Here is a 14,449-nt window from a genome sequence, read left to right on the forward strand (position 1 = left end):
TTTTTCTCCTTAATTTGTAATTCCGTCATATTCTTTCTCCCTGGTTCCGTCTTTAATTTCCACCACGACTTTATGCGGCAGGCAGACAATGGTTTCCCCGGTTTTATCGATAGCTTTATGCTTTCTGCATATCTGATCAGGGCAGTCGGCCTCTGTGACTGATGCTTTCTGATCTTGGATTCGGACTACATTGGACCCGTTCGGGCTCTTTACCGTATAGACCGCATCCTCAGAAAGGCTGTGGCTCCAGACTTCTTTTCCATCTACCGTCACCACTACCCTTTCCCCGTCCTTTTTCACAAGAGACAGAAATAAAAATCCTGCCGCTGCTACAAGAAGGACTGCTCCGATCAACACAAGATCTCTCTTTTTCATGGATTCACCCTGATCTGTCCAAGGACCTTACCGATCGGATCTGTAATGCAGAGCTCTGCCTGCCGGTCTCTGGATGTGGCATCTTTATTAATCAGCACAAGATGTTTCCCATGAAAATAGTCAATCATGCCTGCTGCCGGATACACTACGAGAGAAGTCCCCCCGATGATCAGCATATCCGCCTCAGAAATCGCATCGACGGCTCCCCTCATCACGGATGCATCCAGTCCCTCTTCATATAGTACAACATCCGGTTTCACCAGTCCCCCGCATTCGTCGCAGCGCGGTACTCCCTCTGCTCCGGCTACGTAGTTTACATCAAAAAACTTATGGCATTTCTGACAGTAATTTCTGTGAACACTTCCGTGCAGCTCAAATACCTTCTGACTTCCGGCCTTCTGGTGCAGACCGTCGATGTTCTGAGTGACAACTGCCGTGAGCTTTCCGGTCTTCTCAAGCTCTGCGAGCTTTAAATGGGCAGGATTCGGTTTGGCATCCGGAAATATCATTTTCTTCTTATAAAAATCATAAAATTCTTCTGTCTTCTGAACAAAAAACGTATGGCTGACAATCACCTCAGGAGGATATTGATACGTCTGATGGTAGAGTCCATCCGTACTCCGAAAGTCCGGAATACTGCTCTCTGTGGAAACTCCCGCACCGCCGAAAAAGACGATCCTGCTGCTTTCGTCAATCATTCTCTGAAGTTGTTGAATCTGATCCATAGTAAGATACCTCCCTTATGTATTTGTGTGCATAACGCGAGCAGAACTTTTTTAATGCTTAGAAAAGCCGCTTATTTTCTGTTCTATTTTACAGGAAATAAGCGGCTCCGTCCAGTTTAACCAATCTCTTTCAATAAATTTACCATTTCAATCGCTGACAGCGCACAGTCATAACCCTTGTTTCCGGCTTTCGTACCGGCGCGCTCGATGGCCTGCTCGATATTTTCCGTGGTCAGTACACCGAACAGTACAGGAATTTGACTTTCCATAGACACGTGAGCAATCCCCTTGGATACCTCATTGCACACATAGTCATAGTGGCTGGTAGAGCCCCGGATCACGGTCCCCAGACAGATGACAGCATCATATTTCCCTGAGCCCGCCATCTTCTGTGCGGCAATCGGAATCTCAAATGCTCCTGGAACCCAGGCTACAGAAATATCGTCTTCCTTCACGTCATGGCGGCGCAGGCCGTCCAGCGCTCCTGAAAGCAGCTTGGATACGATAAACTCATTGAATCTGGCGACGACAATGCCGACTTTCATCCCTTTTGCGACTAATTTTCCTTCTAATACCTTCATCTTATATCTCCTTCTTCTTCATATTTTTCAGCTTAATATGTTAAATAGTGCCCCATTTTTTCCTGTTTGGTCTTCATATAGAATCCATCATAATCTGTGAGTTTGATCTGGATCGGCACCCTCTCCACGATCTCCAGGCCAAAATCACCCAGACCTTCGATTTTCGTCGGATTATTTGTCAAAAGTCTCAGTTCAGACGCACCCAGGTCTCTCAGAATCTGTGCACCTATGTAATATTCCCGTTGGTCTTCTTCAAATCCGAGGGCCAGATTTGCCTCTACCGTGTCCATTCCCTCATCCTGCAGGGCATATGCTTTCAATTTGTTGATCAGGCCAATGCCCCGCCCTTCCTGTCTCAGGTAGAGTAAAATCCCCCTGCCCTCCGCTTCGATCTGCCTCATGGCGGTGGTCAGCTGATCACCGCAGTCGCATCTTAATGAACCAAAGGTGTCTCCTGTCAGACACTCGGAGTGTACACGGCACAGCACCGGCTCCCCGTCATCTACTTTTCCTTTTACTAAAGCGACATGATGTTCACCGTTTAGTTTATTTACATAACCGTAAGCCCGGAATTCCCCATACTTAGTGGGCATCGGTGTCTCCGCCTCCCTGCTCACGAACACTTCATGTTTCTTCCGGTAATCCTGCAGTGCCTTTATAGTGATCATCTTAAGGCCAAACTTCTCTGCCAGTCCCATGAGTTCTGTGGTACGCATCATAGTACCGTCTTCCCTCATGATCTCACAGCACAAACCGCTTTCTTTTAAACCTGCAAGCTTCACAAGGTCCACCGTCGCCTCTGTGTGTCCGTTCCGCTCCATGACACCGCCCGGCTTTGCGATCAGCGGAAACATATGCCCGGGGCGCCTTAAATCCTCCGGCCTGATGCTGTCCTCCATACACTTCAATGCTGTGACAGAGCGTTCCACCGCAGAAATTCCCGTGGTGGTTTCCACATGATCAATACTTTCTGTAAATGCAGTCTCATGGTTATCCGTATTCTTGGTTACCATCGGAGACAATCCGAGTTTTTCTCCCATAGCTGCGCTCATAGGCATACAGATCAAACCCTTTCCATGGACCGCCATGAAATTAATGTTCTCCGTATCTGCAAATTCTGAGGCACAGATGAAATCCCCCTCATTTTCCCTGTCCTCATCGTCCGTGACAATGATGATCTTTCCCTGTCTCAGGTCTTCCAACGCTTCTTCAATCGTGCTGAACTTCATGTTCTTTCCTCCTAAAATCCTGCTCTTATTAACATTTCCTCGGTTATGGCACTGGTCTTTTCTCCATGTTCGGGCTGCATCAGTTTTTCTACATATTTTCCGATCATATCGTTTTCCAGATTCACCGGATCTCCGGGCTTTTTATATCCCAGCACCGTTTCCTTTAAGGTGTGGGGGATGACCGAAACCTGAAACCATTGATCCCCGGTATCCGCAATGGTAAGACTGATGCCGTCCACGGCTATAGAACCTTTTTTAATACAGTACCGCATGATTCCCGGCGGTGCCTTCACTGTAAACCATACTGCATTGGCATCCTGCTTCACCGAAGTGACCGTTCCCGTACCATCTACATGTCCGGCAACGATATGTCCGCCAAACCGGCCGCCTGCCCTCATGGCCCGTTCTAAATTTACCGGATCTCCCGGCTTTAAATTTTCCAGGCTGCTTTTCTCAAATGTCTCGTTCATCACATCCGCAAGAAATCCCTGTCCATCAAAGGTAACTGCCGTCAGGCATACCCCGTTGACTGCAATGCTGTCTCCTGTATGTATATCTTCGAGGACCCTGGATGCCCCTATCCTGACAGCCGAAGACTGTCCTCCTCTTTTAACCGAAAAGACCGTCCCCAATTCTTCAATAATTCCTGTAAACACTTTCTCACCTCACTTTATATTCCAGCAGAAGGTCTTCGCCGAACCTGGTAATCTCAGGCCCATTGAGAAGCAGCGCATCGCTTATCTTATCGACCCCTTCTCCTTCCACCGGAGATCTGGCCTGTCTTCCGCCGAAAATTTTCGGTGCGATAAAGGCATACACTTTGTTTACCGCTCCGGCCTGAATAACCGAATCGTTGATATCTGCTCCGCCTTCCACGAGGACACTGTCGATTTTTTCTTTTCTGAGAATCCGCATAAGTTCCAGAAGATCTGTCTTTCCATCCTTTCCGGGGCAGATCAGTACCCGGCACCCCAAAGCCTCAAGCCTCTGCGCCTTCTCGTTTCTTTCACATGCCGCAATGATGGTCGGGATAACTTTAGCACTCTGGACAATTTTTGAACTTATCGGAATCCTTAATCTGCTGTCGCAGATTACACGCACCGGATTATTCCCTCCTTCTATGCGGGCATTGAGCATCGGATCATCGCTTATAACCGTATGAATCCCTGTCAGGATCGCCGCATACCGATGCCTGAGAAACTGAACATGTTCCCTCGCCTCCCCGCCGGTGATCCATTTAGACTCACCTGTCCTGACTGCAATCTTCCCATCCAGTGTCATAGCATATTTCAGCACCACATAAGGCGTATCGTGGGTAATATAATAAAAAAAGATGTCGTTTAACCCCCTGCATTCCTCGTCGAGAATACCTGTTTCCGCTTCGATACCATGTTCTCTTAAAATTTTGATTCCCATCCCTGCCACTTTTGGATTCGGATCAACATTCCCAACATAAACTTTTCGAATTCCGCTTTTTATGACGGCTTCCGTACAGGGCGGCGTCCTTCCGTAATGGCAGCATGGTTCCAGAGTCACATAAAGTTCTGCGCCGTTTGGGTCTTTGGTACAGCTCTTAAGTGCATTCCTCTCCGCATGCAGACCCCCGTATGCCTCATGGAATCCCTCTCCAATCACCTCTCCGTCCTTTACGATGACAGCCCCCACCAATGGGTTGGGATTCGTATATCCTGTTCCTTTTTTGGCCAGTTCAATGGCCCTTCTCATATATTGTTCCTGCAATTGGACAAACCTCCTTTCAAGCTTGACAACTTTGCGTACCAGATGCGATTTGACGCAGTCAAATAATTTCCTTACGCATCTGTGTACAGCCCGCGGAGCGTTTTTTATTTCATAGGAAAGGTCGCAGAACTTTCCTGTGAAATAAAAAAATCCCCAAAATCCTGTAACACAGGACTTCAGGGCTTTAACAAGCTAAAGTTCACTCATAAATAAGCGGAACGTATTTATTTCACAAAGAAGGTCGTAGAACTTTCTTATAAAATAAAAAACCAGGACTTATAACAGCACGCCAAATACACCAAATGCATCTGACCTACGCTGTGCGTAAATCCCAGAGTTCTTTTATCACTATCTTCTTTCATCCAGACTGTACTGTCGGCTTCGGAGTTTCACCGAATCATGCCTTGCGGCTCGTGGGCTGTACCACCGGTAGGGAATTTCACCCTGCCCTGAAGATCCTATTCAATTTTTATACAGTTTATTATAACCTATCACAGGTTCTTGTCAAGACCAATCAGTCAATATCACAGGGCAACCGTATAAAAAGTATTTACAATTGCTTCTGAATGATACAGCTCATATATTCCAAAAATGAACATGGTCGCTTTTGCTTCCTTGGCAAGGGCCCTGTCTTATTTCGATCGATTTTTATAAATATATTTTTTATTTCGTACGAATTAATTGATTTTTCTTCAAAAATCGCATATAATAAAAATAAACTAAAAGGAAAGGAGGAGTCATTCATGATTGTTACCGCAACAGAATTTAAGACCAACTTCGGCAAATATCTGGATATGATCTCCAAAGAGGATATTTTCATTACCCGTAATGGTAAAACCATTGCAAAGGTCGTGAACCCCCAGATTTCCGCTGTGGATTCCCTCCGTGGAATGTTAAAGGATGTCCCTTCGGATATTGATCTTGATTCTTTACGAGAGGAGCGGCTGTCAAAATATGAAAATAATGTGTGATACCAATGTTATTATCGATGTACTTCTGGAACAGGAGCCTTTTGTCGATGATTCCTGCAAGATTTTAAACCTCTGTGAAGAACACCGGATGGACGGCTTTGTATCAGCATCCTCCGTTACAGACATCTTCTATTTGGTCAGAAAATACACCCACAGCACCGAGCTTGCATACACAGCAGTTGGAAAGCTGCTGGAAATCGTAAAGGTATGCAGTGTTACCAACAACGATGTTCTCACAGCGTTCCAGAAAAAAGCAAAGGATTTTGAGGATTGTCTTGTGGCTACTTGTGCAAAATCCATCCGCTGTAATTACATTATTACCCGCAATAAAAAGGACTTCGAGGAATTTGATGTCCCAATCCTGACTCCTTCTGAACTTCTGCAGCAGCTTTCCTGAAATCGAATAGGAGGCGGCGTGGGAACTGTATAAGTCTCTTTCTATTCAAAATGATCTCATAAATCCGAATAATCTTCTCCAGCAGACATTACGTCCATTTTCCACTTCTCGAAAGTTATTCACCACTATTGGAGGAGCGCATTTCAAAAGCGCGACGGAAATAGTGGTGAATAACTCATACTTTTCCTGCACTTCCGCATACTTTTATTTTGTCCATAACATATTTTTTAACTTCTTCACGACCTGCAGCACTATATTTCTTAGGGTCAATGGTGTCTGGATTTTCAGCAAAAACTCTGTTTACTCCATTGGTAAATGCGATACGGAGATCGGTTGCATAATTCACTTTACAGATACCGCGTTTGATACATTCTTTTACCGCTTCGTCCGGCACACCGCTTGTTCCGTGAAGCACGAGCGGAATCTCTACGACATCTCTGATCTGGCTTAAGATGTCAAACTGAAGTTTTGGTTCTCCCTTATAAACACCGTGGGCTGTACCAATCCCAACTGCGAGGGAATCAATCCCTGTTCTCTCTGCAAATTCCTTTGCTTCCTGCGGATCTGTATAGGGATTATCATCTCCGCCGTCCAGATCATCTTCTTTTCCGCCAACCTTTCCAAGTTCAGCCTCTACCGGAACTTTCGACGGATGGCAGGCATCTGTGACGGCCCTGCTGAGCGCAATATTATCTTCAAATGCCTCATGGGAACCATCAATCATGATGGATGTATAACCCGCTCTGAGTGCCTGCATCGCCAGTTCAAAGCTGCTGCCGTGATCTAAATGCATAACCACAGGAACCGATGCCCTCTTTGCGGCTGTCTCAACATTTGCAAGATAATAGTCAAGTCCCGCATATGCCACGGTAGACGGAGTTGTCTGCATGATGACCGGTGAGCGCAATTCCTCTGCTGCCTCCGCAACTGCCTGTACCATCTCCATGTTTTCTACATTGAATGCACCCACTGCATATCCGCCGGCCTGAGCTTTCCGTAATATTTCTTTTGATGTCATTAACATAATTCTATTCCCTTTCCGGATCTGATAATTTTATGATCTCAACGTTCTTTATAATTTCATCTCTCTTGGCCGTATCAAAAGTTCCTGTAAGGGGTGAAAGTGCGTTGGCAGATGCCACTGCCACTGCAAATTTCAGAGCTTCTTCCGGTTCCATATGACGTTCTAATCCTACTGCAAATGCTCCGACCATGGAGTCTCCGCATCCTACTGTATTTACCACTTCTATTTTGGGCGGTTTCCCCTGATAAATGCCTTTTTCGCATACAAGCAGTGCCCCGTCTCCTCCAAGAGAGATGACCACATACGGGATTCCTTTTTCATAGATTTTTTTGGCATATTCAATGACATCTTCACGGCTGCGGACTTTGATATGGAAAAGCAGTTCGATCTCATCCTGATTAGGCTTTACCATCGTCGGCATGCTCTCGATCCCTTTTTCCAAATATTCTCCGCTGGTATCTAAGATAACTTTCTTTCCCTCATCCTTTACAATCCGGATCATTTTTTTATAGATATCGCTTCCCATTCCACGGGGAGCGCTTCCTGAAATGGTCACAACATCACTGTCCCTAATAAGATCAGGAAATCGTTCTAAAAATGCAGCTTCTTCCTCCGAAGTAACCTGACAGCCGGGTTCCAGATATTCGGTGGAACCGTATTCCGGATCCAATATATTTATACAGCTTCTTGTTTCCCCCTCGATATGTTCAAATTCATAGGAAATTCCATCTGCGTCCAGAAGTGATTCTAAATATTGACCGTTATATCCTCCCACAAGACCGGCAGCTTTTGTGTCAGAACCGCAAAGCTTGACCACCCTTGCCACATTCAGTCCCTTTCCGCCGGCACTGTTATTCGTCTCTGCTACCCGCATTACCGTACCGTTCTCAATTTTTTGGGTCATATGATATGCTTTATCGATGGAAGCATTTAACGTTACAGTTGTAATCATGCCTTTTCCCTCCCATCATTACAGACTTTTTAAATATTTCACTCCTGCGGCGGCATCTGCCACAAGTCCGTCAATATCATCTGCTGGTTTGATTGCTCTCCAAAGTGAAACGCTCTTAGCGCTTGCGGACGTATTGAGAACGAATGGTTCCATCACCAAAGGTCCTTCAAAGCCGATCTCTTTGATCGTCTCTGCAATGGCTTCCCAGTCAATATTGGTCTTTCTTCCACCGGCAGGAATCTTCCGGTTGCTTTCTCCAATATGAAGATAGCCCAGATATCCCTTTTCATGGGCTGTGCGGATGGCATCCGGAATATAATCTTCTTCAATGTTCATATGAAACGTGTCTAAAAGAAGCTTGCAATACTCACTGCCAATGGCTTCGCAGACTGCAATTCCCTCTTCTGCAGTATTGGCAGTATACTGTTCAAAACGGTTTACAATTTCTAAACACATTGTTACGCCGGCTTCTTCGGCATGTTTTGCAACTTCGGTTAATCCTTTGACTGCATTTGCTGTGCGGACCTTCTTGATCCCGGCAATATCCTCTCCATCCGGGCGTGTATTCCATAAACCATAAGGAATTCCGGAAAAAAGTTTTGCGTCCATCTCAACACAGAGATCCAACATATGACATAAATGTTTGATTCCTGCTTCATGAGATTCTTTGTCAGAACTGGAAACATCTCTTTCCGGTCTGAGTCCGGTCCCATTGACTGTAACTGACAGACCTGCATCCTTGATATAGTTCTTAAGCTTCCTGCGTTCTTCTGTTGTCAAAGGAACAAAGTCCCCCGCTTTCAGTTCAATGGTGTCCATGTTGGCTTTCTTGGTCAAATCAATTATTTTATAAATGTCCAACTTAGGAGTTGTTCCATTCCAATATGCTGTCTGTAGACCAATGTTATTCTGCATGTTTATTCTCCTTGATTCTCTATAAGATTTCCGTCACAAGCTACTCCAGGCTTGCGTGTCTCTTTGCCATATCGTCATTACTGCCCGGCTCTTCCCGGCTCATTTCCAAAACAGCAGCATCAAACACGATGAGCAGCATCTGTTCGAACAAACTTCCCAGTGGCTGGATGCTTGTTTTGGATGTTGTAAATTTTGTGGCAGATTCAATCATGATATCCGGTGTCTGGATTTTTCCCAGGGTCGATTCCGCTGCTGAAGAAATCACGATCAAATCTGCCCCCTGTTTCTTTGCCGACTGTGCCGTCATACACACACTTCCTGTTTCCCCTGAAGCAGAGGCCACGATCAGCAGATCTCCCTTTTCCACTGACGGCGTTGTGGTTTCTCCCACCACATATGCATCCAGGCCAATCTGCATCAGTCTCATAGCAAGGGCCTTTAACATCAAACCCGATCTACCGGTCCCATAAACGAAAATCCGTTTATGGGACTTGATCTTCCGGATCAGATCTGAAATCTGATATTCAGGGACTCTGTCAGCTGACTGTTCCAATTCTTTTATAATTACTTTCATTCCCAAAACAACACCTTCCTTACATGATTTCTTCCGGATATAACAGAACTTTTCCGAAACTCTTTGGATCGGCAATGATCTCTTCAAACATCTCCGGGCCTTTGCTTAAATTTACTTTATGCGTCACCATTCCAAGGACATCCACCTTTTTGTTTCCGATATATTCTACCGCATTGTTCCATTCCTCTCCTGGATATGGAGCAGAAATGGTGCACCAGGAACCGATGATAGTTAATTCATTTCTCATAATTCTTTCAAAATAGAATCTTGGTACCGGAACATCTGCATATGGAATTCCCATGTATACGACTTCTCCGCCCTTTTTCGGCAGTCCGAGCACTCTTGCCGCCGTAAATGGATTGCCAGCTGATTCGATCGCTAAGTCCACGCCATTTCCGTATTTTCTGATTTCATCATGAAAATCAATATTGGTAGAATTAATCAGTACATCAGCGCCAAATTTCCGGGCAATTTCTAATTGTGCATCATCAATATCAATGGCAAACACTTTCTTTGCCCCGAATGCTTTTGCCCATCGGATTGCCATAAGCCCGATATTTCCGCATCCCACTACGGCAACTTCATATCCCATTTTAATGTTTGTCTGATATAAGCCGTGAATCGCAACCGTTGCCGGTTCTACTAATGCGCCCTGTTCATAAGTCATACTTTCCGCCATTTTTACAAGATTGACGGCAGGCATTTTAATGTACTCCGCAAATGCACCGGGAACATAGGCTCCAATGGTATTTAAAGATTCACATCTTGACGGATGTCCGCTTTTGCAGTACCTACACTCGTGACAAACCAAGTTTGGGCACCCCACCACACGGTCACCAGCCTTTAATTCTGTAACAGCAGGACCAGTTTGAACAACCTCCCCTGAAAATTCATGTCCCCAAACATTCCCTTTCACATAAGGTCCTAAATTACGGTATCTTGCAATGTCCGAACCACAGATCCCGACTGCTTTTACTTTTACGATGACATCATCATCTTTTTCGATTGCAGGGTCAGCAACCTCTTCATATCTTAAATCCTGTACGTCATAAAATGTCAATGCTTTCATTATCTCACTGCCTTTCTTAAAGCCTCTGTATTCTCTTTGATATTTTTGAACAAATATCCCCCGGACACAAATACATTTGCTCCCGCTTCATAACAAGGCTTTATCGTTTCATGGTCAATACTTCCATCTACTTCAAGATCGATATCCCGGTCCCCGATCATTGCCCGGACATTTTTAATTTTCTCCACAGTTGAATTCAGGAAATGCTGTCCTCCCTCCCCGGGATTTACACTCATCAGAAGGATCATATCTACATCATCTAGTAAATACTTGATCGTCTCTTCCGGGGTCCCCGGGCTCAGCACGATCCCCGCCCTGATACCCCGATTACGGATTTTATGTAAACAGCTTAATACTCTCGCTGTGGATTCCTGATGGATTGTTATGATATCTGCTCCTGCGTCTGCGATGCTGTCGATATGTACCTCCGGACGTTCGATCATTAAATGAACATCCAGCGGAATATCTGTCATTGATTTTAAAGCCCTGATGTGATCTGCTCCAAATGCCATCCGCTCCACAAAATGTCCGTCCATCACATCTACATGCAGAAGTTCCACGCCGCTGTCTTCCAGTTCTTTGATCTGGCTTTTTAATTCTCCTAAGTCTGCGGCAAAGATGGACGGAGATAATTTCATTTCTCTCACTGTCATACCTCCTTCCTATATCTCCTCAGAACTATCTATCAATATCTTCCCTTTTACTGCCCCGCGGGTCTTAAACATTTCAAAGCCCTCTGCGATTTCTGAAAGCGGCAGCTTCTTATAGATCAGGGAGTCTTCCCCCTTTAATTGTCCTGTTGCAAAATAGTGCGCCACGCAGTCCCACTCATGTCCGGGAAATGGAGCCGAATAGGATAACCAGGATCCTGTCACAGTGAATTCTTTCCGATTCATGTTTTCCCATTCTTCCACAGTAAATGTTAATTCTCTCGTTGGTTTTCCGATATAGCAGATACCAGCTTTGTTCGCTGCCAGTTCATATGCCATTTTCATGGTAATCGTACTTCCGGCCGTTTCGTAAATGTAATCGTAGCCTTTTCCATCCGTCAGATCCATTGCCTTTTGCATGAAGCCTTCTTTTAAAGTATTGACTCCGTCGGCTGCACCCATCTGTTTTGCCAGCTCAATTCTGTCATCATCAATATCGAATACCACGGTCTTTGCCGCTCCAAAAATATTGGCCCACTGCATGACAAGCAGTCCGATGGTTCCGCCGCCGAGGATCGCAACTGTCTTTCCTCCTTTATAAGGAAGACATTCCAATCCGTGGAGGGCAACTGCTGCCGGTTCAAACAGCGCTCCTTGTTCAAAGGATACTGTATCCGTAAAAGAAACCACATTTTGCTCCGGAAGACAGATATATTCTGCAAAACTTCCTGCCTGTCTTGTCCCGATAAAACTGTAGTCTTTACAGAGTGCATAATCACCTTTCATACAGTCTTCACAGTTCATGCACGGTACCAGCGGGGCTCCGGCGACCCTCTGGCCTTTCTTTACCTTTGTCACTCCGTCCCCCACAGCTGCCACAATCCCTGAGAACTCATGTCCGAGAACAATCGGATAGAAATGGGCTCCGTCTTCAATTACTCTGGGTACATCCGATCCGCAGATCCCTGAATATTTCACTTTTACAAGCACTTCCCCGGCTTTTGGCTCCGGGGTCTGTACTTCCTCATATCTTATGTCATCTCTTGCGTGTAAAACTCCTGCTTTCATTTATAATCACCTGATCCTTTCACATATTGGGCTTTTATAACTCTTCTGAAATCTTTTTCAGCAATTCTTCCACTTTCTTCTTTGCTGCTTCTTTATTCAGTCCGGAGACAAGCCCAAATACGCTGAGATGTGGTTTTTCAAGCAGATTTCGGTAATTTGCTGTGGTAAATACTACATCTACATCTTTTTGTTTTATAGGAACTTCAGAAATCGTTCCTTTCATTATTCTGATTTTAACGCCTGCATTTTTTGCAATTTCTTTAATTTCTTCCTGTGCGATGGTTGATGTTGCCACGCCGCTGCCGCACGCTACTAATACTTTTACTTCTTTCGCCATAATATTTCTCCTTTACTGCGATTTATTATGATTCTAATTGCTCCTGAAGATAAACTTCTGTTTCTTCATTTGAAAGTTTTTTACATTTTGTTAAGACTTCCGGATTATTCAAAAATGCCATCATTTTTTGAAGCACCGCTAAGTGTTCATCTGCATCCCTGATCGCCAAATTGAAAATCATGTCTGTTTTCACTTCCTCTGTATCATCATCCAACCTTTTAAACGTCACCGGATGATTCAGTTTCAGTAAACAGATGGCGTTCTCTGTAATTCCTTCGTCTTTCACATGGGGAATCGCCGTTGGGATTTCTGTCGGAAGTCCTGTGGGAAAGTCCCTTTCTCGTTTCGCACAGAGATCCCCGAAATTTTCACTGACAATGCCTGCTTTATATAAGGCTTCTCCACATAGTTTGATTGCCTGTTCATTATTATCTGCTGTTCCATGAATTACTAAATATCTAGTTTTCATTTCAAGCCTCCTCATCCGAAGATCGCCATAATTCTGTGAATAATTGATACAACTACATTGCCTGGATTCCATCCAAAATGAGATGCTGTGACACTTTTTCCAAAGTCTACATTTGTAACGGACATCATGCTTGTAGCCTCCGGAATAAACATATTTGCCAAAAACAGGGTTATGTACATTAAAATAGTCATTGCAAGTAATGACCGAAATAGATTTCCCTTGCTGCTTAATACGACCATAGGTGCCAAATAACAAATCTCAGCTAATAAACCAAGCGGAAAGAATCTCATATCCGGTACAAGAAACACAAGAAGAATGGTAACCGGGATCATAACGGCAGTACATGTGATACAGGTCGGATCACCTAAACCAAGGGCAATGTCCATACCGATATAAATATCTGCGTCTTCTCCGATTTTCTTATGCATATATTCATTTGCAGACTGTCCCAATGGAGAGAGCCCTTCCATCATGATGGAAACCATTCTCGGGATCAATACCATTGCCGCCGCAACACCCATTGCCATTGTGAGAATTTCTCCGGGACTTTGTTTTGTGATGACTGCAAGAAAAGCTCCAACTACAACACCGATGATTGCAGGATCGCCAAATACTCCAAGCTTTTGTCCCACTTTATCCATATTCAGATCAATTTTATTAAGTCCCGGGATTTTGTCTATGATCTTATTTAATCCGTAGCTGATCGGGTAGGCCCATGCTACGAAAGAAAGACAGGTACATGTGGTTCCTTCCAGTCCAAAAAATTCTTCCCATGGTTTTGCAATCCACTGGCCAAAAAACAGAACAATAATACCGCAGGCAAAAGCAACTAAAAATCCGATAACGGCACTTCCAAACAAAGCATACGCAAGTGCTCCGGGAACGAGAAAATGCATAAAATTCCAGATGTCAACATTTAAGACCTTTGTAATCTTTAAACGGACTAAAATGATATTCACAAGGATAATCGACGGAATTACAAGTACTGCAAACGGTGTCGTCCACGATGCCGCACCCAGCGCTGCAAATCCAACTTCCAAAGTGTCATATCCTGATCCTAATTTTTCATAATATTCCATTGCCGGTGTCACTGAAGTAATTAATAGATTTACTGCTAAAACAAGTCCTTGGAAACCAATTCCTACCAGCAAGCCGGCTTTAATCGCCCGGCCGATTTTCATCCCAAAGAAAATTCCCAATATTGCGATTACAACCGGCAGCAGGACGCTCGCCCCTAAACCTACAAACCCCTGAAAAAATTTTAATAGTATTTCCATTTTTACCTCCGTTTTTCTAATCGTATTATTTGTATGATGTTATGTTCCTGAGATTGTTGGCCAAACGTTCTATCTCTTGTTTACAGTTACATACTA

Annotated in this window: 18 protein-coding genes and 1 riboswitch; of the genes, 2 read left to right on the forward strand and 16 right to left on the reverse strand. The window is 44.5% G+C overall.

Annotated features, from left to right (window positions below; translation table 11 throughout):
• Positions 1-9: 9 nt before the first annotated feature.
• From DWV34_RS09260 to ribD, 6 genes are all read right to left on the reverse strand, one after another.
• Positions 10-375: a NusG domain II-containing protein gene (locus DWV34_RS09260; protein ID WP_009289042.1), complete on the reverse strand. Its 366-nt coding sequence runs from the start codon at positions 373-375 to the stop codon at positions 10-12.
• Positions 372-1,100: an NAD-dependent protein deacylase gene (locus DWV34_RS09265; protein ID WP_009289043.1), complete on the reverse strand. Its 729-nt coding sequence runs from the start codon at positions 1,098-1,100 to the stop codon at positions 372-374. The genes DWV34_RS09260 and DWV34_RS09265 overlap by 4 nt, the downstream gene beginning before the upstream one ends.
• Positions 1,101-1,216: 116 nt before the next feature.
• On the reverse strand, positions 1,217-1,681 hold the full coding sequence (gene ribH, locus DWV34_RS09270) for a 6,7-dimethyl-8-ribityllumazine synthase (protein ID WP_009289044.1): 465 nt from the start codon (positions 1,679-1,681) through the stop codon (positions 1,217-1,219).
• Positions 1,682-1,713: 32 nt separating this feature from the next.
• The gene (locus DWV34_RS09275; RefSeq protein ID WP_006566500.1) at positions 1,714-2,910 is read right to left on the reverse strand and encodes a bifunctional 3,4-dihydroxy-2-butanone-4-phosphate synthase/GTP cyclohydrolase II; all 1,197 of its coding nucleotides are present in this window, start codon (positions 2,908-2,910) and stop codon (positions 1,714-1,716) included.
• Between the two features lie 11 nt (positions 2,911-2,921).
• Complete coding sequence (locus DWV34_RS09280; protein WP_118476115.1) at positions 2,922-3,566, reverse strand: riboflavin synthase; 645 nt, start codon at positions 3,564-3,566, stop codon at positions 2,922-2,924.
• A gap of 4 nt (positions 3,567-3,570) precedes the next feature.
• On the reverse strand, positions 3,571-4,635 hold the full coding sequence (gene ribD / locus DWV34_RS09285) for a bifunctional diaminohydroxyphosphoribosylaminopyrimidine deaminase/5-amino-6-(5-phosphoribosylamino)uracil reductase RibD (protein ID WP_022260729.1): 1,065 nt from the start codon (positions 4,633-4,635) through the stop codon (positions 3,571-3,573).
• Positions 4,636-4,996: 361 nt separating this feature from the next.
• Positions 4,997-5,111: riboswitch (FMN riboswitch) on the reverse strand.
• Between the two features lie 282 nt (positions 5,112-5,393).
• On the opposite strand from ribD, the gene DWV34_RS09290 reads away from it, so the two are divergent.
• Together DWV34_RS09290 and DWV34_RS09295 are read left to right on the forward strand one after the other, a co-directional pair.
• The gene (locus DWV34_RS09290) at positions 5,394-5,621 is read left to right on the forward strand and encodes a type II toxin-antitoxin system Phd/YefM family antitoxin (RefSeq protein WP_009289049.1); all 228 of its coding nucleotides are present in this window, start codon (positions 5,394-5,396) and stop codon (positions 5,619-5,621) included.
• Positions 5,605-6,018 carry a PIN domain-containing protein gene (locus tag DWV34_RS09295; RefSeq protein ID WP_118476117.1) on the forward strand — a complete coding sequence of 138 codons (414 nt, stop codon included), beginning with the start codon at positions 5,605-5,607 and terminating at the stop codon, positions 6,016-6,018. The genes DWV34_RS09290 and DWV34_RS09295 overlap by 17 nt, the downstream gene beginning before the upstream one ends.
• A 175-nt stretch (positions 6,019-6,193) precedes the next feature.
• Here the strand turns inward: DWV34_RS09295 and fba are convergent, their stop codons facing one another.
• Genes fba through DWV34_RS09345 form a run of 10 tightly spaced genes read right to left on the reverse strand, consistent with a single transcriptional unit; the run spans position 6,194 to position 14,353 of the window.
• Complete coding sequence (gene fba / locus DWV34_RS09300) at positions 6,194-7,042, reverse strand: class II fructose-1,6-bisphosphate aldolase (RefSeq protein WP_264470105.1); 849 nt, start codon at positions 7,040-7,042, stop codon at positions 6,194-6,196.
• Positions 7,043-7,046: 4 nt separating this feature from the next.
• Positions 7,047-7,994 (reverse strand): 1-phosphofructokinase, encoded by a 948-nt coding sequence (gene pfkB / locus DWV34_RS09305; RefSeq protein ID WP_118476121.1) that lies wholly within the window; start codon positions 7,992-7,994, stop codon positions 7,047-7,049.
• Positions 7,995-8,012: 18 nt separating this feature from the next.
• Entirely contained in the window at positions 8,013-8,909 is an 897-nt protein-coding gene (locus tag DWV34_RS09310) for a sugar phosphate isomerase/epimerase family protein (RefSeq protein WP_118476123.1), read from the reverse strand.
• 40 nt (positions 8,910-8,949) lie between these two features.
• Complete coding sequence (gene hxlB, locus DWV34_RS09315) at positions 8,950-9,483, reverse strand: 6-phospho-3-hexuloisomerase (RefSeq protein ID WP_118476189.1); 534 nt, start codon at positions 9,481-9,483, stop codon at positions 8,950-8,952.
• A gap of 19 nt (positions 9,484-9,502) precedes the next feature.
• A complete protein-coding gene (locus DWV34_RS09320) occupies positions 9,503-10,552 on the reverse strand; it encodes a galactitol-1-phosphate 5-dehydrogenase (RefSeq protein WP_009289055.1) in 1,050 nt (349 codons plus the stop codon).
• Positions 10,552-11,190: a ribulose-phosphate 3-epimerase gene (gene rpe, locus DWV34_RS09325; protein WP_227060204.1), complete on the reverse strand. Its 639-nt coding sequence runs from the start codon at positions 11,188-11,190 to the stop codon at positions 10,552-10,554. The genes DWV34_RS09320 and rpe overlap by 1 nt, the downstream gene beginning before the upstream one ends.
• A 24-nt stretch (positions 11,191-11,214) precedes the next feature.
• Positions 11,215-12,270 (reverse strand): galactitol-1-phosphate 5-dehydrogenase, encoded by a 1,056-nt coding sequence (locus tag DWV34_RS09330; protein ID WP_009289057.1) that lies wholly within the window; start codon positions 12,268-12,270, stop codon positions 11,215-11,217.
• Between the two features lie 34 nt (positions 12,271-12,304).
• Positions 12,305-12,607 carry a PTS galactitol transporter subunit IIB gene (locus tag DWV34_RS09335; RefSeq protein ID WP_009289058.1) on the reverse strand — a complete coding sequence of 101 codons (303 nt, stop codon included), beginning with the start codon at positions 12,605-12,607 and terminating at the stop codon, positions 12,305-12,307.
• 25 nt (positions 12,608-12,632) lie between these two features.
• Positions 12,633-13,076 carry a PTS sugar transporter subunit IIA gene (locus DWV34_RS09340; RefSeq protein WP_009289059.1) on the reverse strand — a complete coding sequence of 148 codons (444 nt, stop codon included), beginning with the start codon at positions 13,074-13,076 and terminating at the stop codon, positions 12,633-12,635.
• An 11-nt stretch (positions 13,077-13,087) separates the two neighbouring features.
• The gene (locus DWV34_RS09345) at positions 13,088-14,353 is read right to left on the reverse strand and encodes a PTS transporter subunit IIC (RefSeq protein WP_006566516.1); all 1,266 of its coding nucleotides are present in this window, start codon (positions 14,351-14,353) and stop codon (positions 13,088-13,090) included.
• Between the last annotated feature and the right edge of the window lie 96 nt (positions 14,354-14,449).

The organism is Anaerostipes sp. AF04-45 (genome assembly GCF_003461725.1).
GTDB classification, from domain to species: Bacteria; Bacillota; Clostridia; order Lachnospirales; family Lachnospiraceae; genus Anaerostipes; species Anaerostipes caccae.

Excerpts from the sequence above, each read along its gene's own strand:
- DWV34_RS09260 (WP_009289042.1), bottom strand. The coding sequence starts at position 375 with ATGAAAAAGAGAGATCTTGTGTTGATCGGAGCAGTCCTTCTTGTAGCA.
- DWV34_RS09265 (WP_009289043.1), bottom strand. The coding sequence starts at position 1,100 with ATGGATCAGATTCAACAACTTCAGAGAATGATTGACGAAAGCAGCAGG.
- ribH (WP_009289044.1), bottom strand. The coding sequence starts at position 1,681 with ATGAAGGTATTAGAAGGAAAATTAGTCGCAAAAGGGATGAAAGTCGGC.
- DWV34_RS09275 (WP_006566500.1), bottom strand. The coding sequence starts at position 2,910 with ATGAAGTTCAGCACGATTGAAGAAGCGTTGGAAGACCTGAGACAGGGA.
- ribD (WP_022260729.1), bottom strand. The coding sequence starts at position 4,635 with ATGAGAAGGGCCATTGAACTGGCCAAAAAAGGAACAGGATATACGAAT.
- DWV34_RS09290 (WP_009289049.1), top strand. The coding sequence starts at position 5,394 with ATGATTGTTACCGCAACAGAATTTAAGACCAACTTCGGCAAATATCTG.
- DWV34_RS09295 (WP_118476117.1), top strand. The coding sequence starts at position 5,605 with ATGAAAATAATGTGTGATACCAATGTTATTATCGATGTACTTCTGGAA.
- fba (WP_264470105.1), bottom strand. The coding sequence starts at position 7,042 with ATGTTAATGACATCAAAAGAAATATTACGGAAAGCTCAGGCCGGCGGA.
- pfkB (WP_118476121.1), bottom strand. The coding sequence starts at position 7,994 with ATGATTACAACTGTAACGTTAAATGCTTCCATCGATAAAGCATATCAT.
- DWV34_RS09310 (WP_118476123.1), bottom strand. The coding sequence starts at position 8,909 with ATGCAGAATAACATTGGTCTACAGACAGCATATTGGAATGGAACAACT.
- hxlB (WP_118476189.1), bottom strand. The coding sequence starts at position 9,483 with ATGAAAGTAATTATAAAAGAATTGGAACAGTCAGCTGACAGAGTCCCT.
- DWV34_RS09320 (WP_009289055.1), bottom strand. The coding sequence starts at position 10,552 with ATGAAAGCATTGACATTTTATGACGTACAGGATTTAAGATATGAAGAG.
- rpe (WP_227060204.1), bottom strand. The coding sequence starts at position 11,190 with ATGAAATTATCTCCGTCCATCTTTGCCGCAGACTTAGGAGAATTAAAA.
- DWV34_RS09330 (WP_009289057.1), bottom strand. The coding sequence starts at position 12,270 with ATGAAAGCAGGAGTTTTACACGCAAGAGATGACATAAGATATGAGGAA.
- DWV34_RS09335 (WP_009289058.1), bottom strand. The coding sequence starts at position 12,607 with ATGGCGAAAGAAGTAAAAGTATTAGTAGCGTGCGGCAGCGGCGTGGCA.
- DWV34_RS09340 (WP_009289059.1), bottom strand. The coding sequence starts at position 13,076 with ATGAAAACTAGATATTTAGTAATTCATGGAACAGCAGATAATAATGAA.
- DWV34_RS09345 (WP_006566516.1), bottom strand. The coding sequence starts at position 14,353 with ATGGAAATACTATTAAAATTTTTTCAGGGGTTTGTAGGTTTAGGGGCG.